The 24,237-nt window shown below is 45.2% G+C and carries 18 protein-coding genes and 1 pseudogene; 17 read left to right on the plus strand and 2 right to left on the minus strand.

The window, feature by feature from the left end; translation table 11 throughout:
- Window positions 1-354 precede the first annotated feature (354 nt).
- From ACH19P_RS04515 to ACH19P_RS04530, 4 genes are read left to right on the plus strand one after another with little or no spacing between them, the layout of a single operon-like run.
- A complete protein-coding gene (locus ACH19P_RS04515; RefSeq protein WP_462157303.1) occupies window positions 355-2,277 on the plus strand; it encodes a DUF3604 domain-containing protein in 1,923 nt (640 codons plus the stop codon).
- Window positions 2,274-2,516 (plus strand): hypothetical protein, encoded by a 243-nt coding sequence (locus ACH19P_RS04520; protein ID WP_462157304.1) that lies wholly within the window; start codon window positions 2,274-2,276, stop codon window positions 2,514-2,516. Before ACH19P_RS04515 ends, ACH19P_RS04520 begins: the two co-directional genes overlap by 4 nt.
- Window positions 2,500-3,156: a peptidyl-prolyl cis-trans isomerase gene (locus ACH19P_RS04525; RefSeq protein WP_462157305.1), complete on the plus strand. Its 657-nt coding sequence runs from the start codon at window positions 2,500-2,502 to the stop codon at window positions 3,154-3,156. The genes ACH19P_RS04520 and ACH19P_RS04525 overlap by 17 nt, the downstream gene beginning before the upstream one ends.
- Window positions 3,156-4,139 carry a HupE/UreJ family protein gene (locus tag ACH19P_RS04530; RefSeq protein ID WP_462157307.1) on the plus strand — a complete coding sequence of 328 codons (984 nt, stop codon included), beginning with the start codon at window positions 3,156-3,158 and terminating at the stop codon, window positions 4,137-4,139. The genes ACH19P_RS04525 and ACH19P_RS04530 overlap by 1 nt, the downstream gene beginning before the upstream one ends.
- Before the next feature lie 54 nt (window positions 4,140-4,193).
- Here ACH19P_RS04530 and ACH19P_RS04535 read toward each other — a convergent pair whose 3' ends face one another.
- A complete protein-coding gene (locus tag ACH19P_RS04535; RefSeq protein ID WP_462157309.1) occupies window positions 4,194-5,993 on the minus strand; it encodes an amidohydrolase in 1,800 nt (599 codons plus the stop codon).
- A 268-nt stretch (window positions 5,994-6,261) separates the two neighbouring features.
- Between ACH19P_RS04535 and ACH19P_RS04540 the strand changes: the two genes are divergently transcribed.
- The 3 genes from ACH19P_RS04540 to ACH19P_RS04550 are packed head-to-tail and all read left to right on the plus strand — an operon-like array spanning window position 6,262 to window position 11,010.
- A complete protein-coding gene (locus ACH19P_RS04540) occupies window positions 6,262-7,992 on the plus strand; it encodes an HAD-IIB family hydrolase (protein ID WP_462157311.1) in 1,731 nt (576 codons plus the stop codon).
- The gene (locus ACH19P_RS04545; RefSeq protein WP_462157313.1) at window positions 7,985-9,226 is read left to right on the plus strand and encodes a glycosyltransferase family protein; all 1,242 of its coding nucleotides are present in this window, start codon (window positions 7,985-7,987) and stop codon (window positions 9,224-9,226) included. Before ACH19P_RS04540 ends, ACH19P_RS04545 begins: the two co-directional genes overlap by 8 nt.
- Before the next feature lie 2 nt (window positions 9,227-9,228).
- Window positions 9,229-11,010, plus strand: coding sequence for a sugar phosphorylase (locus ACH19P_RS04550; protein ID WP_462157315.1), 1,782 nt, complete (start codon window positions 9,229-9,231; stop codon window positions 11,008-11,010).
- A gap of 24 nt (window positions 11,011-11,034) precedes the next feature.
- Here the strand turns inward: ACH19P_RS04550 and trhP are convergent, their stop codons facing one another.
- Entirely contained in the window at window positions 11,035-12,381 is a 1,347-nt protein-coding gene (gene trhP, locus ACH19P_RS04555) for a prephenate-dependent tRNA uridine(34) hydroxylase TrhP (protein ID WP_462157317.1), read from the minus strand.
- Window positions 12,382-12,666: 285 nt separating this feature from the next.
- Here trhP and ndk point away from each other — a divergent pair, with 285 nt between their 5' ends.
- From ndk to ACH19P_RS04605, 10 genes and pseudogenes are all read left to right on the plus strand, one after another.
- Window positions 12,667-13,098, plus strand: a complete 432-nt coding sequence (gene ndk / locus ACH19P_RS04560) for a nucleoside-diphosphate kinase (RefSeq protein ID WP_105200219.1) — start codon at window positions 12,667-12,669, stop codon at window positions 13,096-13,098.
- A 233-nt stretch (window positions 13,099-13,331) separates the two neighbouring features.
- A pseudogene (gene rlmN, locus ACH19P_RS04565) lies at window positions 13,332-14,463 on the plus strand (dual-specificity RNA methyltransferase RlmN).
- Between the two features lie 90 nt (window positions 14,464-14,553).
- Window positions 14,554-16,851, plus strand: a complete 2,298-nt coding sequence (gene pilW / locus ACH19P_RS04570) for a type IV pilus biogenesis/stability protein PilW (RefSeq protein WP_462157319.1) — start codon at window positions 14,554-14,556, stop codon at window positions 16,849-16,851.
- A complete protein-coding gene (locus ACH19P_RS04575; RefSeq protein WP_462157320.1) occupies window positions 16,848-17,813 on the plus strand; it encodes a RodZ domain-containing protein in 966 nt (321 codons plus the stop codon). Before pilW ends, ACH19P_RS04575 begins: the two co-directional genes overlap by 4 nt.
- A 5-nt stretch (window positions 17,814-17,818) precedes the next feature.
- A complete protein-coding gene (gene ispG, locus ACH19P_RS04580; protein WP_462157321.1) occupies window positions 17,819-18,937 on the plus strand; it encodes a flavodoxin-dependent (E)-4-hydroxy-3-methylbut-2-enyl-diphosphate synthase in 1,119 nt (372 codons plus the stop codon).
- Between the two features lie 112 nt (window positions 18,938-19,049).
- Window positions 19,050-20,324: a histidine--tRNA ligase gene (gene hisS / locus ACH19P_RS04585; RefSeq protein WP_462157322.1), complete on the plus strand. Its 1,275-nt coding sequence runs from the start codon at window positions 19,050-19,052 to the stop codon at window positions 20,322-20,324.
- Between the two features lie 20 nt (window positions 20,325-20,344).
- Complete coding sequence (locus ACH19P_RS04590; RefSeq protein WP_462157324.1) at window positions 20,345-20,980, plus strand: YfgM family protein; 636 nt, start codon at window positions 20,345-20,347, stop codon at window positions 20,978-20,980.
- Between the two features lie 12 nt (window positions 20,981-20,992).
- Window positions 20,993-22,165 (plus strand): outer membrane protein assembly factor BamB, encoded by a 1,173-nt coding sequence (gene bamB / locus ACH19P_RS04595; RefSeq protein ID WP_462157326.1) that lies wholly within the window; start codon window positions 20,993-20,995, stop codon window positions 22,163-22,165.
- Window positions 22,166-22,254: 89 nt separating this feature from the next.
- A complete protein-coding gene (der, locus tag ACH19P_RS04600; protein WP_462157327.1) occupies window positions 22,255-23,733 on the plus strand; it encodes a ribosome biogenesis GTPase Der in 1,479 nt (492 codons plus the stop codon).
- Window positions 23,734-23,841: 108 nt separating this feature from the next.
- Window positions 23,842-24,228 (plus strand): VOC family protein, encoded by a 387-nt coding sequence (locus ACH19P_RS04605; protein ID WP_462157329.1) that lies wholly within the window; start codon window positions 23,842-23,844, stop codon window positions 24,226-24,228.
- Window positions 24,229-24,237: the final 9 nt, after the last annotated feature.

Here is a 24,237-nt window from a genome sequence, read left to right on the forward strand (position 1 = left end):
TGTGATGGAGTATTAATTTTAACGAACATTACGAATTGCTGTTGCGCTGAGAGTTTGAGCTCACTCGACTGTGTTTGTCACTAAAATTGAACTTTGAATCTTGTTCCTAAAAGTATTTAAGTCGTTTGTAACTAGTCATTATTTATACTAATTATAACATTAGGAGTGAGCAAAAATGCTGCACTCAATCCAAGGACAATTTGTTGGAGCTATTTACATTGGGAAGTGAAAAAGACAAACCAGCTGTAACTTTCTTTTTATTTCAACCAATACTTCTAAACCATAGAAGCGATTAGGATTCGACACTGTTGTTTTAATCCAATACAACAACCAATTTGTATTTGAGAAATAATTATGAATAAATTCATTGTTTCAGTTGTTATCCTCCCCATAGCGCTCAGTGCTGGCTGTGGGCAAGAAAAGCAAACACAGAGTGAGCCAAAACCAGTCGTTGCCCAGAGCGACGTAGTTGCGCAAACGCCTGCTAAAAAAATAGATGAGAATCCGCTAAGAAATGTTTATTGGGGAGATACTCATAACCATACCGGTAACTCGTTCGACGTGTTTTTATTTGGTACGCCAAACTCCACCCCTGAAACTGCTTATCGCTTTGCTCGTGGTGATAAAGTAGAAAGCCCAACGACAGGAAAACCTTGGCAGCTATCGAAACCACTCGATTTCCTTGTGGTTGCCGATCATGCGGAGTTAATTGGTTCGATTCCATTGATGTATCAAAACACACCGGGAATATCTGATACTAAAACAGGGAAAGCTTTTCTTGCTATCGCACCGAACAAATCTGAAGAGAATATGCAGAAGCTTTACGATATTCTCAATTATGCCGCTTTTGACCAACCCAATGAAGCCAACCTAGGCGCACAAGACTTGATTAATGATTTTGGGGGCGCAAAAGTCAAAGAAGCGTGGACACGCTATGTAGAAACGGCTGAGAAGTATAATGACCCCGGTAACTTTACCACATTAATTGGTTGGGAGTGGTCCTCGAATAATCGTGGTGCAAATCTTCACCGCGTCGTGTTTATGCCCCAAGGTGGAGATGTCGCTAAACAGTTTATCCCATACAGTGCACTGGAAAGTGACGACCCAGAAGATTTGTGGGATTGGCTAGAAGCAACAAGCCAAGAAACGGGTGCTGAGTTCGTAGCAATTGCGCACAACCCAAATATTAGTTTGGGGCTCATGTTTGCAGAAACTCGCCTTAATGGTGAACCAATCGATCAAGAATATGCAAAGCAGCGTATGAAGTGGGAGCGCTCAATAGAGATCACGCAGATTAAAGGTGACTCAGAGGCACACCCAGCCTTATCACCTAATGACGAATTTGCCGATTATGAAGTGTATGACTTCGCGTTGACACCAGACGGTGCGCGCCCTGCACCGACAAAGGCCGACTACGTTCGTTCAGGCTTAAAAACAGGCTTAGAGTTGGAGCATAAAATGGGCGCTAACCCATATAAAGTTGGCTTTGTAGGCAGTACTGACTCGCACACAGGCATGTCAGCTGTAGATGAAGCGAACTTTGCGGGCAAAGGTCAACATGACTCTGAACCGTCTAAACGCGCGCATCCTACTGGCATCGGTTCATCCAAAGGCTGGGATATGGGTTCTGCTGGTTGGGTAGGTGTGTGGGCTGAAAGTAATACGCGCCAAAGTATTGTAGATGCATTCCAGCGTAAGGAGGTATATGCCACAACGGGTCCTCGTATAACCCTGCGTGTATTTGGTGGCTTTAACTTTACAGCCAATGACATTGGCCCTGATATGGTTGAGACCGGGTACAGTAAAGGCGTGCCAATGGGGGGGGATTTAAATCAGCCGAACGATGACAGCCAGGTTGGATTCTTAATTTCGGTACTCAAAGACCCGGATGGGGCTAATTTAGATCGTGTTCAAGTTATTAAAGGCTGGCTCGATGACGAAGGTGTTTCGCAAGAGAAAATATACGATGTTGCGCTCTCAGACGGCAGAACAGATGGAAGTGTGAAAGTGGGTAACACGGTTGATGTGAAAACCGGTAAGTACACCAACACCATAGGTGCACCCGAGTTAACCGTATTTTGGAGTGATCCAGATTTCAAATCAGAGCAAAACGCATTTTACTACGTCAGAGCACTGGAAATCCCGACTCCTCGTTACTCCCTATACGATGCCATTGAACTGGGTATTGATGTTGAGGAAACAGGGCACCCAGCGACTATTCAAGAGCGAGTATACAGCTCACCTATTTGGTACAACTCACGCAAAGAGAGCTTATGAGACAATGGATAAAAGAGCCGCTTCTGCATTTTATAGTTTTAGGAGCGGTTATTTTTCTGGTGTATAGCCAGATGAATGTGGATTCAGATGACGATTATCGAATCGTCATCGATGACGCTAAAGTCAATCACATGAAAACACTTTGGCAGTTGCAGTGGAAAAAGGAACCGACCAAAGAAGAACTTGAAGGTCTTCTTGAGCGCTATGTTCGTCAAGGAGATCATGTACAAGGAAGCTAAAAAGCTCAATCTTGATCAGGATGATGAAATTGTCAAAAGACGCTTGTCACAAAAAATGGAATATTTGGCAAATGATCTCACGCAAATTGTCGCTCCTGCAACCGATGAAAACCTTAAACAGTACTTTGAAGACAATTATAAGAAATATGAATTACCGCCCAGTTACTCATTTAACCTCATAACAATCAGTAATAATCAGCATGAAGAGCCCGCTCATCTTGCAATAAAAGTACTTGCTGCTGCAGATAAGAAATCCAAAGAGTCGTTACTTAACAAAGGCGATCCCCTTCTGTTGCCAGCGCAGTTTGAGGATGCCTCCAAAGAGCAAATTGTGAAAACCGTCGGTACCTCATTTTATGATGCATTGTCAGGACAACCGCTCAATACTTGGGTGGGGCCCATCTCTTCAGGCTATGGCGAACACCTTGTATTTATTTCTGATATGAAAGAGCGGCGATTGCCGGACTTTGCTACTGTGCGCAAAGAAATTCAACGAGATTATGAATTTGACATGCAAACCCATGCAAAGGGGGCGATTTATCGCGAGATGAAAAAGCAGTACACCGTTGTCATCGACTCTGAGCTGTTCAATAGCCATCAAAAGCAAACAGTTTCGGCCTCATTATCTGGAGTTAGATAATGCGACTCTATCGATGGTTATTTGTTTTACTGGTTGCATTGTGCTGCTTTTCCAGTAGTGCACATGAAATTCGCCCTGCTTATTTACAAATTCAGCAAACTTCAGACACCAACTATCGAGTTCTATGGCGGGTACCAGCCAAAGGAGATATGGTTCTTAAATTGACTCCAGTATTTTCCGAGGACTTCACGCTTAGTGAATCTGGCCCACCGAAACTGGTTGAGGGCAGTATGGTCTATCAGTATGTATTGACAGGTGAGGAGGATTTACAAGGCAGTTCACTGAGAATCAACAACCTCGAAAAAACCATGGTTGATACATTAATCACCGTCGAGTATTTGAGTGGTGAAAAAGTCACCTTGATGTTAAAGCCGGATAAACCCGATGTCACCTTGCCCCATAAAGTAACGTCATGGCAGGTTGCAAGTACTTACACTTTCTTAGGTGTTGAGCACATTTTGCTGGGGTTTGATCATCTTTTATTTGTTCTCGCCTTACTCATTATTTCCGTTGGTATAAAAAAACTCATACAAACCATTACTGCTTTTACCTTGGCGCACAGCATTACATTGAGTTGCTCTGTGCTCGGGTGGGCAAAGCTTCCCGGTCCCCCTGTCGAAGCGGTTATTGCGCTTAGTATTGTATTTTTAGCGGTGGAAATTTTAAGAGTTCAAAATGGAACGCCTACCTTAACGAGTCGAAATCCTTGGCTGGTGGCATTTATATTTGGTCTTTTACATGGATTTGGCTTTGCTGGTGCGCTCGCTGATATAGGGCTGCCACAGACAGAAACCCCCTTGGCCTTGGCAACGTTCAATATTGGCGTTGAGTTAGGACAGCTTATTTTTATCGCCATTGTACTGGCAATAAAGTGGGCGTTCATTAATTCAATACCCAAGAACCGTTTCTTTGAACGATTGGTGCCCTACAGTATAGGTACCATCGCAATGTTCTGGACAATAGAGCGCATTTCTGGTTTTTGAGCCATTCACAAGCGTAAAAAAAGAAGGCCGTAATAATACGGCCTTTTTATTGACTTAACGGTGGGTATGAAGGAGTTTGGCTGATGTCATCGCGGACGTCGCTATTTTTGAACAAGACGCAGAATTGATGCATTGTATTTTTGCTGTTTCTTCATCTTCGTCTTCATCTTTTAGATAAACTACATCCCCCTCTTTTATAGTCACCAGTACTTCTAGGTTAGCGATACCCGATGGGTCTATAGTCAAGGGGTTGCCAGACAAGACAACCATATCTGCGAGCTTGCCTGGTTCCAGTGAACCTTTTCTCGCTTCTTCTTTATACTGAGTCGCAGCCCAAATGGTTTGCGCTTTCAACCCTTCTAGCGCAGACACTCGTTGCTCAGGGCCAATTTCTCTACCAGTACGGCTCACACGGTTCACCGTTGCTGAATACACCCGCATTGAATTCGGAAGTGCCACCGGTGAGTCATGGTGTGAAGTGAAAATCATATCCAACTCTCTCGCCCAGCCAGTCGGTGAGATATTTTGCGCACGTTCGCCACCGAGCACTGAATCCATATGCCAATCTCCCCAATAGTATGTATGCATAGGGAAGAACGATGGGAAAATACCGAGCTCTTTAAACGCTTTGACTTGGTCTTTTCGTGTGGTTTGTCCATGAATTGCAACAAATCCACGATCTGGCTTACCGTGTTTTGCTTCGCTGGTTTTAATACCTTCGATAAGTTGGTCGATTGCAGCGTCACCATTGACATGGGTGAGCAATTGCCAACCATTCTTGTGTGCAAGCTCGATGTATTCGGCCGCCTTTTTATCAGTCAGACTCGGGTAGCCTGAGTAAGTAGAATCAAGACCTTCGGGGGGAACTAAATAGGGTTTAGTAAGCCATGCTGTTTTTCCTTGTGGTGAACCATCTAGGTTGAGTTTGGCCCCGGCCACCCTAAATCCATTCATGTACTCTTTTGAATAATAAGGTGGTTTTAAGCTGTCTTGAGCTATTTGGATATCTGGATAAGCAGCAACATCAATCAGCAACTTACTTTTCATAGCTGCATTATACATTGTGGTAACAGCTTCATTAGATGCGCGCCCTTCTTGTGCAGTGGTATAGCCAAAGCGGGAGTACAATCCGATACCAGCGTTGAAAATGACTTCGTTATCTTGTGCGTTAAGCTTTGAAAAGAGTGGGGTAAGTAACCTGAAGAAGGCCGTTTCTTCAAGCACGCCATTCGGGGTTTTACCATCGTTTTCACGGCGAATTTTACCGCCATCAGGATCCTCACTGTTAGCCGTTAAACCTGCTAACTCAAGTGCTTTAGTATTGACACTAGCAAGGTGACCAGATTGATGGATGATGATGACAGGAATGTCTTTGGCAACGGCATCTAGTTCATGACGAGTGGGGTGGCGCAGCTCTTTGAGTTGTGAGTCATCATAACCAAAACCCAAAATAGCTCCAAGGCCACTATTGTTGGGCAATTTCGCCCACTTTCTCAATGTATCTTGAACATCGGAAATAGAGGTGACGTCACCATCAGGGGGCGCGAGGAGATTGGCAGAAAGCGCTTGTATACCGGTATTAAAAACGTGGCCATGACCATCAATAAAACCCGGGATAAGCGTATTGCCTGCTAAGTCGACAATATCAGTATTCTCACCTTTTAACGCCAATATGTCCGCCTTAGAGCCTACCGCAAGAATAACACCGTCTTTGACAGCAAGAGCTTCAACAGACGGTTGTTTATCATTGACTGTAATGATGTCCCCATCGACATAAATAGCGTCAGCATATTGCGTTTGTGCCAGCCCATTTGTAGACAAACAAATACTCAGTGCGAGTAATGCTTTTTTCATAAATCTTCTCCATAAGAATTCAGAAATACGTTTACAACCATTTTAGAAACAGCAGTCCAATCATAGTTGCAAGTAAAAGGTTTAGCTATGGTGGAAAGGGCTTTGTTTTAATTTTATACATTGGGGCATAGCGGGTTTAAATTTGCACTACTTTAGTGCAACAAGATTTGCTTTAAATATTAACACTATGTTTTTATTGAATTTAATTTTTTGGCCTAGCTAATGCACTAAGCTTTGTTACTAGGAGCGCTATGAGAAGGGGTGTCAAATGATGGACATCAATGCATTTTTAATGCGACACAAGTTGGGGTCTCACTATGCTCAGCAAATTGCACAGTATTTTGAGTCATTAGCCAAGCAATTACTGGCGAATAAACAAAAAGGCAACGCCTTGTTTGTGACTATTAATGGTGCGCAAGGGTCTGGTAAAAGCACGTTGGCAGAATTTCTAGCTCAATATATAAGTAGTGAGACTGAGTTCAATGCCTGTGCATGTTCAATTGATGATTTTTATTACCCCAAAGCAAAAAGAGCGGCATTAGCAAAAGAGATTCACCCTTTATTTGCCACGCGAGGCGTTCCCGGCACGCACGATATCCGGCTGTTACAACAGGTTTTGGATAAAGTGGAGCAGGGGAAGTCTCCTGTTGCAATCCCCCGATTTGATAAAGCGTATGATGACAGAGCTAGTGCTGAATTGTGGCAACAACATACCAAACCAATCGATATTTTTATTCTGGAAGGGTGGTGCGTTAGCACTCCTGCGCAAGGCAATAGCGCACTAGAACAACCTATCAATCAATTAGAGCAAGAACAAGATGCTCAAGGGTGCTGGCGTCGATGCGTTAATTCGTGCTTGGCCAACGAGTATCAAAATGTGTTTAATCGTGCAGATATCCGCATCATGCTCAAAGCACCGAGTTTCGACACTGTACTTGCGTGGCGCTGGCAACAAGAGCAAAAGCTAATTGAAAAAGTAGGTACCACGTCGCAAACAATGAGCAAGGAGCAGGTTGCTGACTTTATTAGTTATTTTGAGCGTTTAACCCGTCATAGTTTGTGTAAACTGCCAAATATGTGTGAAGTCGTCTTTGAATTAGACGCGCAGCGCACTATCACGGCTTATCACAATGCCTTACCTGCACAGGGTAATACCCTGCCGGTTATTTTCACTGACCTCGATGGCACCTTACTTGACCACACTACTTACCGATGTGATGAAGCACAGGAACTGCTAACAAAATTAGAAAATGCGGGTGTGCCAGTTATTATCAACAGCAGCAAAACTGCGGCTGAGATTATTCCACTTTGTCAGAAACTCGCTATTCATGACCCTTTTATCGCTGAGAATGGCGCCGTGCTGTATATCCCTAAAAACTGGTTTGATAGCCCTCCGGAAGGAGCGCGCCATGAGGGAAGTTACTGGGCGATTCCATTTAGCCCTAGCAAACTCACGATCCATAAAGTCTTGGAGGTGTTAAAGCAACAATTTGGTGCTTACTTTGAGAGTTTCACTGACTTAGGGCTCGAAGGTGTGGCACGTTTGACCGGGCTCAGTGGAGAAGCGTTAGCGCATTCTTTAACACGCGAGTATTCAGAACCACTCAACTGGCTTGGCAGTGCTGCGCAGTTGCGAGAGTTTACTGCAGCGGCGCGTTCTTTAGGGTTCACCGTTCTCAAAGGCGGGCGCTTTGTGCACCTAACCCAAGGTGCGGATAAAGGAGTGGCGCTTCGTTACTTTATGGGGCTGATGCAACAGCAGTTTAATCGTGAATTACACAGTATTGCTTTAGGGGACAGTCACAATGATGTGGCAATGCTAGAGGCAGCTGATACGGCCATTGTCATTGCGAATCCAACTCATAAGACACCCATTCTAAATAGAGAATGTGCAATTTTTAGTGTGCAAACTGGCCCGCGGGGTTGGCGAGAAACGCTGCAAAATTTAGCGCTCATAAAAGATCAAATCAATGCATCGGAGGTGCGTGAATATGGCTGATTTTCACCAAAATGGCATAGTAACTACGCTACACAATATAGCACTACGTTCAACAGAAGAACTTGAAAGTGAATTACTGCAGTTCTCAAAAGAGCGTCCGATGGGGCTGATCCTACCTTCTCTATTTTCTGAATTAGAGGGGCCGGCACTGGGAAACATTGTTGAACATCTGTGTCAGGTACCTTATCTGGACGAGATTGTGATTGGCTTAGATAGGGCAGATGAAGCGCAATATCGTTACGCGTTGACATTTTTCGAAAAGCTACCACAAAAGCATCGCGTTTTGTGGAACGACGGCCCGCGTTTACAGGCCCTTGATAAGGAATTACAAGAGTTGGGAGTGGCTCCTAAAGAGCTCGGAAAAGGGCGCAACGTTTGGTATTGCATGGGCTATATGCTTGCAGCGTCAAAGGTCGAGTCGATTGCACTGCATGACTGCGACATTCTAACCTATGACCGTCAACTGCTGGCGCGCCTTATCTACCCAGTCGCGCACCCGCGCTTCAACTACGAATTTTGTAAAGGCTTTTATGCTCGTACAGCCGAAGGCAAAATCAACGGTCGTGTTTCTCGGCTACTTGTAACACCGTTACTGCGTTCCTTTAAAACAGTTTTAGGCACAACCGATTACCTCGAATACATGGATTCGTTTCGTTATCCCCTAGCTGGAGAGTTCTCTTTCCGTCGTGATGTATTAAACGACATCCGCATACCGAGTGACTGGGGATTGGAAATTGGTGTGCTCTCTGAGATGTATCGAAACTACGCACATAATCGATTGTGTCAGGTCGATATCGCACAAACCTACGACCATAAACACCAAGACTTGTCCTTGGGTGACAAAAATGCCGGCTTATCGAAAATGTCTGTGGATATTACCAAGGCACTCTTTAGAAAGCTGGCTACGCAAGGGCAAACGTTCACCACAGAAACAATTCGCTCGCTTAAAGCCACTTATTATCGTATCGCTTTAGATTTTGTTGAAACGTATCACAACGATGCGCTGATGAATGGTCTGAGTTTGGACATTCACCAAGAAGAGAAAGCGGTGGAGATGTTTGCACAAAATATCATGCACGCGGGTCAGCACTTCTTAGACAACCCAATGGAAACACCGTTTGTGCCAAGTTGGAATCGGGTCGTGTCGGCAAAGCCGGATGTTTTTGCCCGCTTAAAAGAAGCGGTTGAACTCGATAACCAAGAATTCGCTGCATCCATGCGTAAGGCGGGTTAGCAATGGCGGCCTCTGAAGCAGAGCTGCATGCACGTGTCAGTCATCAGCTCACAAATATTTATCGAGATTTGTTAACCTCAAAGGAATTAGATGCACTCGCTGGTGAGTTGATTACTGAAATGCTGTGCAGTGACCGAGTGCGCAATCCTACGCCACATAAAAACCGTTGGGATCAAAGCGATGTGGTGTTGATATGCTATGGCGATTCCGTAAACAAAACAGCCAATTATGAACCACACACGGTTGCTATTGAGCCGCCGTTATCGACATTAAAATATTTCCTTGATGAATATACTCAGGGCGTGATTAATTCAGTGCACATTCTACCGTTTTATCCATATTCGTCCGACGAGGGGTTTGCGGTAATGAACTATGTGCAAGTGAATGAGTCTTTGGGGAGTTGGCAGCATATCAATGCTATCGCCAAAGATTACCGATTAATGGCGGACTTAGTGATCAATCATTGTAGCGCCAAAAGTCGCTGGTTTGATAATTTCATCAACGGGAAAGAGCCCGGCAAAGGCTATTTTAAAACAGCTGCTCCGGATAGCGATCTATCTCAAGTAGTCCGTCCGCGCACATCGCCTCTTTTGCAAAAAGTTGAAACAGCTCAAGGGGAGCAGCATGTGTGGTGCACCTTTAGTCACGACCAAGTTGACTTTGATTTTGCCAATGCACAGGTATTAATTGAATTTGTTCGTATTATTCGTTTTTACTTGGAAAATGGGGTGCGCTTATTTCGTCTCGATGCAGTGGCATTCCTATGGAAGGAGTTGGGAACCAATTGCATCAACCTAGCGCAGACGCACGAGGTCGTCAGGCTATTACGAACCTTGATTGAACACGTAGAGCCATCTGCAATAATTATCACCGAAACCAACATCCCTAATGAACAGAACCTTGCGTATTTTGGTAATGCCAATGAAGCGCATTGTGTCTACAACTTCTCTTTACCGCCTTTGTTGCTTCATACCCTGACAACCGGTAATTGTACTGCGTTGAAAAAATGGATGATGGGGATGCCACCGGCGCAAAATGGCACAGCCTATTTTAACTTTATCGCATCTCATGATGGTATCGGATTGCGTCCGGCAGAGGGCTTGTTAAGCGAAGCACAAATTAACTCGCTGGTGGCGTGTATGCAACGTTTCGGTGCCAAGGTGAGCTTGCGTAGTAACAATGATGGCAGCGTATCTCCTTATGAAATAAACATTGCCCTTATTGATGCGATGCAAGGCACTGAGCATGGCCCGGACAAACACACTCTCGCGCGGTTTTTGTGCGCTCATGCAATTATGTTTGCACTTGAGGGGATCCCTGGGTTGTACATCCATAGTCTCGTGGGTACTGAGAATGATGTGGAACGCTTTAATAACACCCAACACAACAGAGCGATTAACCGCCATCGCTGGCATCTAGATTGTTTAGAGCAAAAGTTACAGGATGAAGATAGCCTGCATTATAAAGTGCATCAGGGGATGTTGAAGTTACTAAAAATTCGCACTCAACAAGATGCGTTCCATCCCAATGCCACACAGTTCACATTGCATTTGGGGGAGCACATATTTGGTTTTTGGCGGCAAAGTGCAGACCGACAACAAAGCATCTTCTGCCTATTCAATATCAGCGACAAAGTGCAAACGTTGGGCTTAGGGGATTTGAATTTGGTGAGTATGCAACCATGGCATGACTTGCTCAGTGGGGAGACATTCACGAATATGGAACATATTCTCGAACTACAAGCTTACCAAGCGGTGTGGTTAACGAATGTTCGCTCAAGGTGAAATTCACCCTGAGCGTTAGCGATACTATTTTTGAAATGGATTGCGGGTATCTTGCCCTTGTTCTAGATTACGAAGCAGTATCGCTTTATCTAGATTGATATCTTCAGGCAATGGAATGCGTACGATGTGGCCTGAGCCTTTTGCGTCATCAATTGATTCACCTTTTTTATTTTCCATGTGCTCTAGATTAAAGTTGATGTTGCCCTGTGGCGTCATTAACTCCAAGGAATGACCAGTACAAAACTTGTTTTTAACGTCGATTTCAACCAATCCATTATTGGTGCGACCAAGTACTTCACCCACAAACTGTTGTGAGTCAGACACAGAGTGCCCGTACTCATAGTTTTGATAATCTTGATGGGCGTGACGCTTTAAAAACCCTTCTGTGTATCCACGATGGGCTAAATGCTCCAAGCTCTTCATGAGATTGGGATCAAAAGGTTTCCCTGCCACGGCGTCATCGATTGCGCGGCGATACACTTGTGCCGTGCGTGCGACGTAATAGAATGATTTGGTACGTCCCTCAATTTTCAAGCTGTGGACACCCATGCGAGTCAGCGCATCCACATATTGCACTGCCCGTAAGTCTTTTGAGTTCATGATGTAGGTGCCGTGCTCATCTTCAAATGCGGGCATGTATTCACCCGGACGACCTTGCTCTTCGAGCATAAAGACTTCTTTGGTAGGTTCACCCAGTCCCAGAGTGGGGTCTATTTTATGCACCACATCACCCGTTTCAGTTTCCTCACCAGGTTTCACATCATAACTCCATCGACAGGCGTTAGTGCAGGTACCTTGGTTTGGGTCACGCTTATTAATGTACCCACTCAGTAGACAACGGCCAGAATAAGCCATGCACAAGGCTCCATGAACAAATACTTCCAGCTCTGTATTCGGGCAAAGCTCACGAATTTCGGCAATTTCCTCAAGGGAAAGCTCGCGCGAAAGAATGACTCTTTCAATGCCTTGTTTGGCCCAAAATAATACACTTGCGTAGTTCACGGCATTGGCTTGTACGCTCAGGTGAATGGGCATATCAGGCCATTTTTCACGAACCAGCATGATTAGGCCCGGATCAGACATGATCAACGCGTCGGGCTTCATCGCAATGACAGGTTCAATGTCGCGCAGGTAGGTCTTTACCTTGCTGTTATGAGGAGCAATGTTGGATACAACATAAAGCTTTTTATTGAGAGAGTGTGCTTCGTTGATACCTAACTCAAGGTTAGCAAGATTAAATTCATTGTTACGCACGCGCAGACTGTAGCGCGGTTGTCCCGCGTAGACTGCGTCAGCGCCGTAGGCAAAGGCGTAACGCATGTTTTTTAAACTGCCCGCAGGGCTGAGTAATTCTGGAGTAAAGAGTGACATAGTAATTTCCTTGACTGAGTCCGAGTCAGTGCAGGTAAAAAATAGCGGAGGATTCTAGCTTGTTGCTAAGGCCGCTTTTTTGATTTGGATCATATCGAGTGAAAATGTTTAACACGGCGTTTAAAGTAAGCGTGACTTCAGGGCTTTAGAGTGTAGGGAAAGTGTCACAATCGGGTGCTAGGGTTATGTGCTGTAACAATGTAGTAGGATTTTCATGCTAAAGCGCGTATAATTCGCGCCCTGTAAAGTATATCACTTAAAATTTAACGTTATTTGGAGCAAAAAATGGCTTTAGAGCGTACTTTCTCTATCGTTAAGCCTGATGCGGTAGCTAAAAACCACATCGGTGCAATCTACAACCGTTTCGAATCTGCTGGTCTTAAGATCGTAGCATCTAAAATGGTTCACCTTTCACAAGAGCAAGCTGAAGGCTTCTACGCTGAACACAAAGAGCGTCCTTTCTTCGGTGCACTTGTTTCTTTCATGACTTCTGGCCCAGTAATGGTTCAGGTTCTTGAAGGTGAAGACGCAGTTCGTAAAAACCGTGAAATCATGGGTGCTACTAACCCAGCTGAAGCGGCTGCAGGCACTCTACGTGCTGATTACGCAGACAGCATCGACGAAAACGCGGTACACGGTTCAGACGCTCCTGAGTCTGCTGCTCGCGAAATCGCTTACTTCTTCGCTGAAGAAGAAATCTGCCCACGTACTCGTTAATCTCGAGTTCAAAGCAGATACAGAGAAGGGCTTTCGGGCCCTTTTCTTGTCTTCCACCTAAACTTGGAATAAGCACATTGACGCTATCACAACGCGATTATGAGTGTTTACCCCAAGATTAGGTTTCTTGAGCACACTACCTTGATAATTGGTCGTTCAAGAAATTGCTATAATGGTTAAATTGTGTACAATTGCCGCCTTCGTTTTATCTGCCACCTGACAGAGGTATGTTCATGGCCACATCTGAGAAAAAAATCAATTTACTCGATTTTAATCGCCAAGGAATGCGCGACTATTTCGCATCTATTGGTGAGAAGCCTTTTCGTGCTGATCAGGTCATGAAATGGATTTACCATTTCGGTATTGATAATTTCGAAGACATGAGCAATCTAAACAAGAAGCTAAAAGCACGTTTATCTGCTGAATGTGAAATTCGTGCGCCTGAGATTTCTGTAAAACAACCTTCAGAAGATGGCACGATTAAATACGCTTTATTGCTAGATGGTGGCCAAGAAGTAGAAACCGTCTGGATCCCTGAAAAAGGATCGCGCAACTTTATGTGTATCTTCACAGGTAGGCTGTGCATTGGAATGTACATTCTGCTCAACCGCGCAACAGGGCTTCAATCGCAACTTAAAAGTATCTGAAATCATCGGTCAGGTTTGGCGTGTAGCGAAAGATATTGGCCTTCATGGTGACAGCACTCGCCGTCCTATTACGAACGTAGTAATGATGGGTATGGGCGAACCTTTGCTTAACCTGAAAAACGTTGTGCCTGCGATGGAATTGATGATGGATGACTGGGCGTTTGGTCTTTCCAAGCGTCGTGTAACGCTCAGTACTTCAGGTGTTGTACCTGCGCTTGATTTGCTCAAAGAGCAAATCGACGTGGCCCTAGCCATTTCATTACACGCGCCAAACAACCCACTTCGTGATGAGTTAGTGCCAATCAATAAAAAGTACCCGATCGAAGAATTCTTAGCGGCGTGCCGTCGTTACATCGATGGTTCGAAAGCAAACAAAGAAGTCACCGTAGAGTATGTGATGTTGCAAGAAGTAAATGACAGCACAGATCATGCTCACGAGCTGGTGAAAACGCTTAAAGGTACGCCGTCAAAGGTGAACTTAATTCCATTTAACCCGTTCCCTGGCAACGAATATGGTCGCTCGAGTAATTCGCGCATTGACCGTTTTTCTAAAGTGCTTCAGGCAGCAGGCATCACTACCATTGTACGCAGAACACGTGGTGATGATATTGATGCCGCATGTGGCCAACTAGTCGGTGATGTCGTCGATAGAACAAAGCGACTGGCAAAGCGTCAAGAGCGAGAGAAGAACGCTATTGCAGTCAACGTGTCGCAGTAACAAAAAAAAAGCCCTTTTTTCAAAAAATTGATGAAACAAAAGGGCTTTTCGGTAATATAGGTGCAATAACGGAATAAACGAGGCTCAGCCATGCGCAAGCTGTTAGCGACCAGTATCAGTTTACTCGCCCTAGGTGGGTGTGTAACCGAAAGCACTTATGTGGGCAGTGACAAGCCTGTTGTCGAAAAGAAAATCAATAATGTAGAAGCCGCCCGAACCAGAATATCCCTCGCGCTAAACTATCTTGCTCAAGGTGACAGCACCCAAGCTAAATACAATTTAGAGCGTGCTGCCAAATTTGCTCCCGAACTGCCAGAAGTTCACTATTCAATGGCTTACTATTATCAAAAGGTAGGCGAGACGCAGCGAGCCAAAGACGCTTATGACAAAGCATTAAGTATTGAACCTAATGATCCAAATACCCTGAATAACTACGGGGTATTTTTGTGTGATATTGGTGAGTACGAGGCAGCAGTGGATAAATTCATGGCTGCAATTGAAGTGCCTAGTTATTTACGCGTTGCTGAAAGCTATGAGAATTTGGCGCTGTGTGCACTCGAATTTGACAAATTTGATGCTGCTGAGGCCTTCTTAGAAGATTCATTGCAACACAGTTCTTTACGTCCGACGAGTTTAATTAATCTCGCGGCGGTTAAATACGCAAAAAGTGATTTCCATCATGCGCAACAAGTACTCAAACGTTATGAGCGCACTGGCCGAGTTTCATCTCGCTCATTGTTGTTGAATTACTTGATTGAAGAGCGCATGGGGCACATTGAAGTTGCTCAAAATATCGCAAAAACCATTGCAGTCACATACCCGACCTCAATTGAAGCGCGGATTGTGCGTGAGCAAAAATACAGTGCGAGCGAATTTGAGCAGCTCCGTGAGCAATATCGTCGACATCAGATTAATGAGCTTCAAAGCAGCATGAATGGACAAACGATTGTTGCCAAGCCAAAAATTAAAGTGGTGAAGAAGAAAGCGCCGCAAGCGGTTCAAGAACAGACAGTAACGCAAACCAATAGCGACGCACAGGTTGAATCTGCGGCTGTTATCTCTGTTGCTACGCCGACGCCAGAGCCCATTGTGGAAAATGTAGTCACTCAAAATAGTACTTTTGACGCGCGTGATGACGTGACAGTGAATGAGTCACAAACAATGAGCGCCGACGTTACGACCGTCGACAACACTGACACACAAAGTAACAATGCCCAACAAACTGAAGCCCTCGCTAATCAAACATCAGTTACTGAAGACGACAAAGCGCAACAAGTGGCATCAACACAAAGTGAGCTAACAGAACCCACTGAATCGGTAGCAGCGCAAGCGGCAACCCCAGCTGATGATGTTGTAGAAGACGTCACACAGGCACAAAGTAACCTCACTGAATTAGACGAATCAGCGGCTGAAAAATCGAACAGTGCTGACGAAGCTGTCACACAACTCGTTCAATCACAAGACACTCTGGTTGAAACAGGCGAAGAAGTATCATTAGCGCAGCCAGAGCAGGGTGCCGCTGAAGGTGAGACTGACAACTTGATTGCACAGCCAGAGCTTGAAACAAGCAGCGTGTCAGTAGAGGCTAACGATAAGACGACAGAAACAGCCCAGAATAACGTCAAGCAAGCTGTGCAGAGTGGCGAAGAAAAAGTACTCGAATCGTCAACGCAAACAGCTGTTGATGACGTTGTTGAGCAAGTGCAAGAAGCTCAGCAAGGAAGCGAATCAGATGTAGTTCCGAGTGAACAAGAGCAGAGTGCTGCTGATATTCAGAATGAGGGTTCGAACGAGCGTTGGATTGAAATCTCAGAGCAACAATCAAATCCAGCTGCAGAAACGTCAGAGGTTGTGGAACAACAAAAAGATGCGTTACAGTCTGAGCTTGCTCGCGAGTTTGCTGCGCAAACAGAAATCCCACAATCAGCCATACAAGAGCAGCCTAGTACACTTGCTGAAAATGAGGAATCGGCTCCTGCACTATCTGAATCAGCAGAAGAAGTGACATCAGATGTGCAAGAGGACACAGAGCAATCAGCGAATAAAGTGGCTGCGCTTTCAACGGATAGTGGTGAAACCCCTTATCATGTGATGGGTAAAGGTGAAACCTTGTTCAGCGTTTCAGCGCGATACAATATTCGTCTTAGTACACTTAAAGAATGGAATAATCTAAAAAGCGTTGATCGCGTGCGCAGTGGGCAAAAAATTTACTTAGCCCGTCCGTACAATTATCATACGGTTAAAGACGGCGAGACTCTGTCTGAGATATCAAAGGAATATAATATCTTGATGCAGAGACTGATAGAGTGGAATCAGCTTGAAGAAGGAGCTAAGTTGGTCCCTGGTGATAAAATTTACCTGGTAGAGCCTAAGAATCTTCAACTATGAACGAAAGCGAAGAAACAACACCTGAGCAAAACAATGAAGGTGTATCGCCAACAGAAATAGGTAAAGCGTTAACTCAAGCGCGCGAGCGGTGTGAGTTAACGCAAGAGCAGCTTGCTAAGAAATTAAACCTCACAATGAGGAAGCTGGGCGATTTAGAAAACGGCGAGTTTGACAAACTCGGTGCGCCCATTTTCGTGCGGGGTTACATCAAAGCGTACTGCAAAGTGGTGGGTATAGACCCAAGTGAACTGTTGCAGGCGTATGAGCCAAAGCAAGAAACTAACACTCAGGCATCGATGCAGAGCTTCTCAAAACGCACAGAGAAAGAAGCTCACGATAACCGACTTATGTTATTCAGCTACATCATCATAGCTATCATTATTGGCTCATCATTGTATTGGTTATGGCAGAATTCTGATTCGTCTGTAGAGCAATCTTCGACTTCAAACGCAGCAAGTGTGGCTGAAATGTCGAGAGCGAGTAAACTCGAAGAACAACCCCAGAGTCGTGACGAAGCTCAACAGGATCTGAACCAAGCTCAAAACAGCGAATCACTGAGTGAATCATTGCAACAACAGCCAGAAGCAGCAGATTCATCAGCGCAGTTAGATGATACAATGCATTCGGGTGTAGATGCCCAAGCAACACAGCCAACGATTCAACAGGTGGCGCGGTCAGAGCCGAGCGAGGTTCTGAGTGAGCCTTTAGCACCGGGAGAGCAAAAGGTCATTATGCGCTTTAGTGGTGAATGTTGGGTGGAGGTTCAAGACGCCAAAGGCAAGCGTTTAGCCTACGATATTAAGCGAGCGGGTCAAGCTATCGAATTAATAGGCGTTGCGCCTTTTGCTGTGACCTTAGGCAAACATGATGTTGTAGAAATTACACTCAATGGTAACGCGGTCGATATTTCTCAGTTTCCAAAAAACCGTTTAGCCAAATTTTCATTACCGTTAACAGAGTAAGTAGTATGTTTTCAGAGTCACCGATTAAACGTCGTAAGTCCACGCGTATCTATGTAGGCGATGTGCCCATTGGTGATGGTGCACCCATCGCAGTTCAATCCATGACTAATACGGACACCATGGATATTGATGCGACGGTTAAACAAATTCAAGATATTGCTCAAGCAGGGGCCGATATTGTACGTGTATCTGTGCCGACAATGGCTGCGGCCGAAGCATTCAAGAGTATAAAAGAGCAAGTCGACATTCCGCTGGTAACCGATATCCATTTTGACTACCGTATCGCCCTTAAAGTGGCAGAATACGGAGCAGATTGTTTACGTATCAACCCAGGTAATATCGGCAATGAAGAGCGAATTCGCGCAGTGGTTGATGCTGCTGGCGAGCGTAATATTCCAATTCGCATCGGTGTTAATGGTGGCTCTTTGGAGCGTGACCTGCAAGAGAAATACGGTGAGCCTACTCCTGAAGCATTACTTGAGTCGGCAATGCGCCATGTAGAAATCCTACAGCGTCTTAACTTTGACCAGTTTAAAGTATCGGTTAAAGCGTCGGATGTATTCTTAGCTGTGGGTGCATACCGTCTACTGGCAAAAGAAATCGATCAACCATTGCACCTGGGTATTACTGAAGCCGGTGGTTTTCGTTCTGGTTCAGTCAAGTCCGCAGTTGGTCTTGGTATGCTGCTAGCTGAAGGTATAGGTGACACTTTGCGTGTTTCTTTGGCTGCCGATCCTGTACAGGAAATCAAAGTCGGTTTTGATATTCTAAAATCCCTACGTATCCGCTCTCGCGGAATCAACTTCATTGCCTGCCCAAGTTGCTCGCGCCAAGAGTTTGATGTGGTCAGTACTATGAACCAATTAGAAGAACGCCTTGAAGACGTCGTCAAACCCATGACTGTGTCAGTGATAGGTTGTGTTGTGAACGGGCCAGGTGAAGCGTTGGTCAGTGATGTTGGCCTTGCTGGTGCTAACCGTCGTTCTGGCTTGTACATTAACGGTGAGCGCCAAAAAACGCGTATCGATAATGACAACATCGTGGATGAACTTGAGCAACATGTTCGTGATTATCTTGCTAAGAAAGAAGAGCAAGAACAGATCGATATCAAATTAGTTGATTAAGCATTACGCTACTACTTGGTGAGCGCGCCGCAAAAGGCTATAATGGCGCGCTTAATTTATCAGCGCTTTTTCTGGCTGAGCACAGCCTTTAACAGAATTTTTGGGATTATCAGTGGCAAAACAAATTCAAGCAGTTCGCGGAATGAACGACACCCTTCCTGGTGACACGCAAGTATGGCAAAAAGTAGAGGAAACTCTGCGTCAGTGTGTTGCTTCGTTTGGTTATCAAGAAATTCGTTTCCCAATTGTTGAATCAACTGACTTATTCAAACGCTCTATCGGTGAAGTAACTGATATCGTTGAAAAAGAAATGTATACGTTTGAAGATCGTAACGGCGATAGCTTAACGTTGCGCCCTGAAGGTACGGCTGTGTGTGTACGTGCAGGCAATGAAAATGGTTTGTTGTACAACCAAGAACAACGCTTGTGGTACATGGGGCCGATGTTCCGTCATGAGCGCCCTCAAAAAGGTCGTTACCGTCAATTCCACCAGTTTGGTCTAGAAGCCTTTGGTATTGCTACCGCGGATATTGATGCTGAAGTGATCATGTTGACAGCGCAATTGTGGAAGCAGTTTGGTATCAGTGACTATGTGCGTTTGGAGTTGAACTCATTAGGTTCAAACGAAGCACGAGTGGCGTATCGCGATGCGCTTGTTGCCTACCTTGAGATGCACCAAGATAAATTAGATGAAGATTCGAAGCGTCGCATGCACAGTAATCCATTGCGCGTGTTGGACAGCAAAAATCCAGATGTACAAGCAGTATTGGTCGACGCACCTAAGCTGTCTGAGCACTTAGATGAAGAATCGCGCGCACATTTCGCAAATTTATGTGAACGTTTGGACGCTGCGGGCATCGAATACCAGGTTAATGAAAAACTAGTGCGTGGTCTTGATTACTACAATCGTACAGTTTTTGAATGGGTTACCGAAAGTTTGGGCGCACAAGGCACCGTGTGTGCCGGTGGCCGTTACGATGGTCTTGTTGAGCAACTAGGTGGCAAAGCGACCCCTGCTGTTGGTTTCGCCATGGGTATGGAGCGTCTTGTTCTATTACTTCAAGCGCTTGATAGCGTTGGCGAAATCCGTCGTAATGCGGATGTGTTTGTTGCTGCTATGGGCGACAAAGCAAGCATTCAGGCGCCTGTAATAGCGTCAGACTTACGTGCAAAAGTGCCGGGTTTGCGTGTACTCGTGCATGCAGGCGGTGGTAACTTTAAGAAACAATTAAAACGTGCTGATAAAAGTGGTGCTGAAGTGGCACTAATTTTAGGCGAAGATGAACTCAATCAAGGTGTAGTGACGGTTAAATACCTACGCGAAGAAAAACCACAGGTCACTGTATCCTTGGATGAAATTACCCAGCTGTTGGCTGAACTGATCTAGACAAAGTCTAAGAGGGTATGATGGAAATTTATTCAACAGAAGAACAACAAGAAGAAGCGATCAAAGGCTTTTTTAAAGAACACGGTGTATCGATAGCACTTGGTATTTTGATTGGTTTAGGTGGTTTGTACGGCTGGAAGGCATACAACCAGCACCAAATTACAACGGCAGAACAAGCATCAGATGCGTTCAACAAAGTGGTTGAAAGTTCTGCAGATGAAAACGCTGACGTGCTAGCACAAAGCGAAGCGTTTATTGCTTCACACGAAGGTTCAAGTTACGCGGTATTAGCTGCATTCGTAGCTGCTAAAGAGGCTGTCGATGCCGACAAGCTAGATGTGGCTGCAACTAAGCTGGCGTGGGCGCAAACGAATGCGAGCACCAATGAGTTAAAAGCGATTGCGACTACGCGTCTTGCTCGCGTACAACTTGCTCAGCAAAACTTTGACGCGGCGATGGCTACGTTAAATGCTCAGTTGCCAGCAAGTTATGAAGCGGCTGTAGCTGAGCTTAAAGGTGATATCTACCTAGCGAAAGGCGACAAAGATCAAGCACGTACAGCATACCAAAGTGCTGCTGACAAAGGGGGCTTAGAAAGCAACCCATTGTTACAAGTCAAATTGGATGATTTAGCTGCACAAACGCCAGCGGCGTAGGGAGCACGTGCAATGAAAAAGGTTACGCTTGCGGGTATCGCATTATGCATGGCATCGCTTGTAGGTTGTTCTTCAAGTGATGAAGAAGAATTAGTATTGCCTGAAATCAATAACCAATTTGAGACACAAGTTATTTGGCAAGAAAGTGTTGGTGATGGTGTTGCCCATTATTTCTCACGCTTACAGCCTGCGTACTATAAAGAGAGTGTGTATGTCGCTTCACGTGATGGTGAAGTAGAGGCACTTTCACTCGAAAACGGTGACACTCTGTGGCACACCGATGTGCGTGAAGACAATGGTTTTTTGTTTTGGGGCAGTGATGAAAGTGCCAAGCTTTCAGGTGGTATTTTGCAAGCCTATGGCAAATTGTTTGTTGGCTCTGAGCATGGTCAATTGGTAGCACTTGACCGTGAAACGGGTGAAGTGGTTTGGCGTAAGAGTGTCCCAGGTGAAGCACTTTCTAAGCCTGCGGCAGGCGATGGTCTTGTGTATATCAATTTGGCATCAGGACTACTACTCGCACTGCACCCAGATACGGGTGAAGAGCGCTGGCGCTATGAGCAAGAAGTTCCACCACTGACTTTACGTGGTTCAAGTGCACCCACTGTTGCCAACGGTGGTGTGTTAGTGGGCGAAGAAACAGGCAAGTTATCAGTGCTTATTTCCGACAGCGGCTTTGCTGCGTGGCAAGCAGATATTGCTCAGCCTAAAGGTGCTTCTGAGTTTGAGCGTTTAGTGGATGTTGATACAGAGCCAAAAGTAAGTGGTGCAAATGTGTATACACTTGCCTACAACGGTAACTTGGCAGCAGTAGATATTCGTACTGGTAACGTTGTGTGGAAACGTGAATACAGTAGCTACCGCGAGTTTAGCATCGTGGGTAGTACAATCTATGTGGTAGATAGCGATGGTGTTATCTATGCTTTAGATAAGAACTCAGGTATTGAACGTTGGTCACAAGCCGCTTTACGTGGTTGGTACATTACAGGTCCTGCGGTGTTAGGCAATTACCTTGCAGTGGGCGACCAAGAAGGTAACTTGCATTGGTTAGACATCAATAACGGTGAGCTTGTATCACGTCATGAGTTTGATGGCTCGGGTTTCTTTGTTGAGCCAATCGTGGCGGACGACCGCTTGATTGTTATCACCCGTGATGGTGAAGTTAGCGCAATTAAAGCGCAGTAATCTAGTTAATTGGGCATCGCCCTAAGATAGGCTTCGCCTTAGGCCATTTGGCTGCGGCGGAGCTTTTTTGTTATTTGAAGAGGTACATTATGCTTCCTGTGATCGCCTTAGTTGGGCGACCTAATGTCGGCAAATCGACATTGTTCAACCGCTTAACTCGTACAAGGGATGCGCTTGTCGCAGACTTTCCTGGCCTAACACGTGATCGTAAGTACGGCCAAGCGAGTTACGATGGCTTTGACTTTATCGTTGTTGATACTGGCGGTATCGATGGTTCTGAAGAAGGTATCGAAACCGAAATGGCCGAGCAGTCGCTTCTGGCGATTGAAGAAGCAGATGTGGTGCTTTTCCTTGTTGATGCACGTGCTGGTATGACGGTTGCTGACCAAGCAATCGCACAACACCTGCGCAAACAAGAAAAGAAAGTATTTTTAGTTGCCAACAAAACAGACGGCATTGATGCTGATTCTAATTGTGCTGAGTTTTATCAATTAGCCATTGGTGAGGTCTATCAAATTGCCGCCGCGCACGGTCGTGGTATTACAGGTTTGCTTAGCAGCGCATTACAACCTGTGATTGAAGAAATCGCCAAAGAGCGCCAGCAATTAATGGAAGATGATCCATTCTCAGCGTATGACGGTGAAACGCACGAACACGATGAAAGTGATGACGGCGACGAGCATGAAGACCTTGCAGATAAAGCAATTAAATTGGCAATTATTGGTCGTCCTAACGTAGGTAAGTCAACGCTTACTAACCGAATTCTCGGTGAAGAGCGAGTGATTGTTTATGACATGCCAGGAACGACGCGCGATTCAATTTATATTCCCATGACGCGAAATGATCGTGAGTACATTCTTATCGACACTGCTGGCGTACGTAAGCGTAAGAAAGTCAGTGATGTGGTTGAAAAGTTCTCGGTCATTAAAACACTTAAAGCGATTGAAGATGCAAACGTGGTGTTGCTCGTTATTGATGCGCGCACCGGTATTTCTGATCAAGACTTAAGCTTGCTTGGCTTTGCTTTAAACGCCGGTCGTTCTTTGGTATTGGCAATCAACAAATGGGATGGTTTAGACATGGATGTGAAAGATCGCATCAAGTCCGAACTGGACCGCCGATTAGGCTTTGTTGATTTTGCCCGTATTCACTTCATTTCTGCGTTACACGGCACCGGTGTGGGGCACTTATTCGAGTCGGTTGAAGAGGCGTATGATTCAGCGACTAAGCGCATAAGCACAGCGATGCTGCGTCGAATCATGGACATGGCGCAGGCCGATCACCAGCCACCATTGGTACGTGGTCGTCGTGTGAAGCTGAAGTATGCGCACGCAGGCGGTTATAACCCGCCACGTATCGTAATTCACGGTAACCAAGTACATGAATTGCCTGACAGCTATAAGCGTTACTTGATGAACTATTACCGTAAAGCACTCGACATCATGGGCACGCCTATCAAAATCGAATTCCGAGAAGGCGATAACCCGTATGCGGGTAAGAGTAACAAGATGACCTTGTCGCAGCGCCGCCGATTAAGAAAAATTGGCCAAGAAAGCAAAGGCAAGTAATCAATAATAAGGAGCGCTTTAACAGCGCTCTTTTTTTTGGCTATTTTACCAACAGCAAATCTTGTGCTGTAATGTAATTTATTGATTTTCGGTGAGATAGTGAAGTAGATGGAATGCGTCGGTACAACCATTTTTGTTGACAGTGTGGAGGAAGTGTTAGACTTCTATTACCAAGCGTTTGGCATTCCAACTGCCTATATCGATGAGCAAGGCACATATGGTGAATTGGACTGTGGTCAGAGCGTTATCGCTTTTGCAGCGCACACTATTGCACAGCCACACTTTCGACAAGGCTATATTCGCTCTCACCCAAAGCAACCCACACTCGGTTTCGAACTGAGCTTTGAATGTGAAAATGTCCCTCAAAGTTTTGCTAAAGCGGTTGAAGCAGGCGCTGAGCCTCTGAGCTCACCTTCACAAATTGATGGCCAAACTGTGGCATTTTTACGCGCACAAGAAGGGACGCTGATTCGTTTATTTACTCATAAGAAGTAACTTAAGCAA

This window comes from Pseudoalteromonas sp. GB56 (assembly GCF_054923835.1).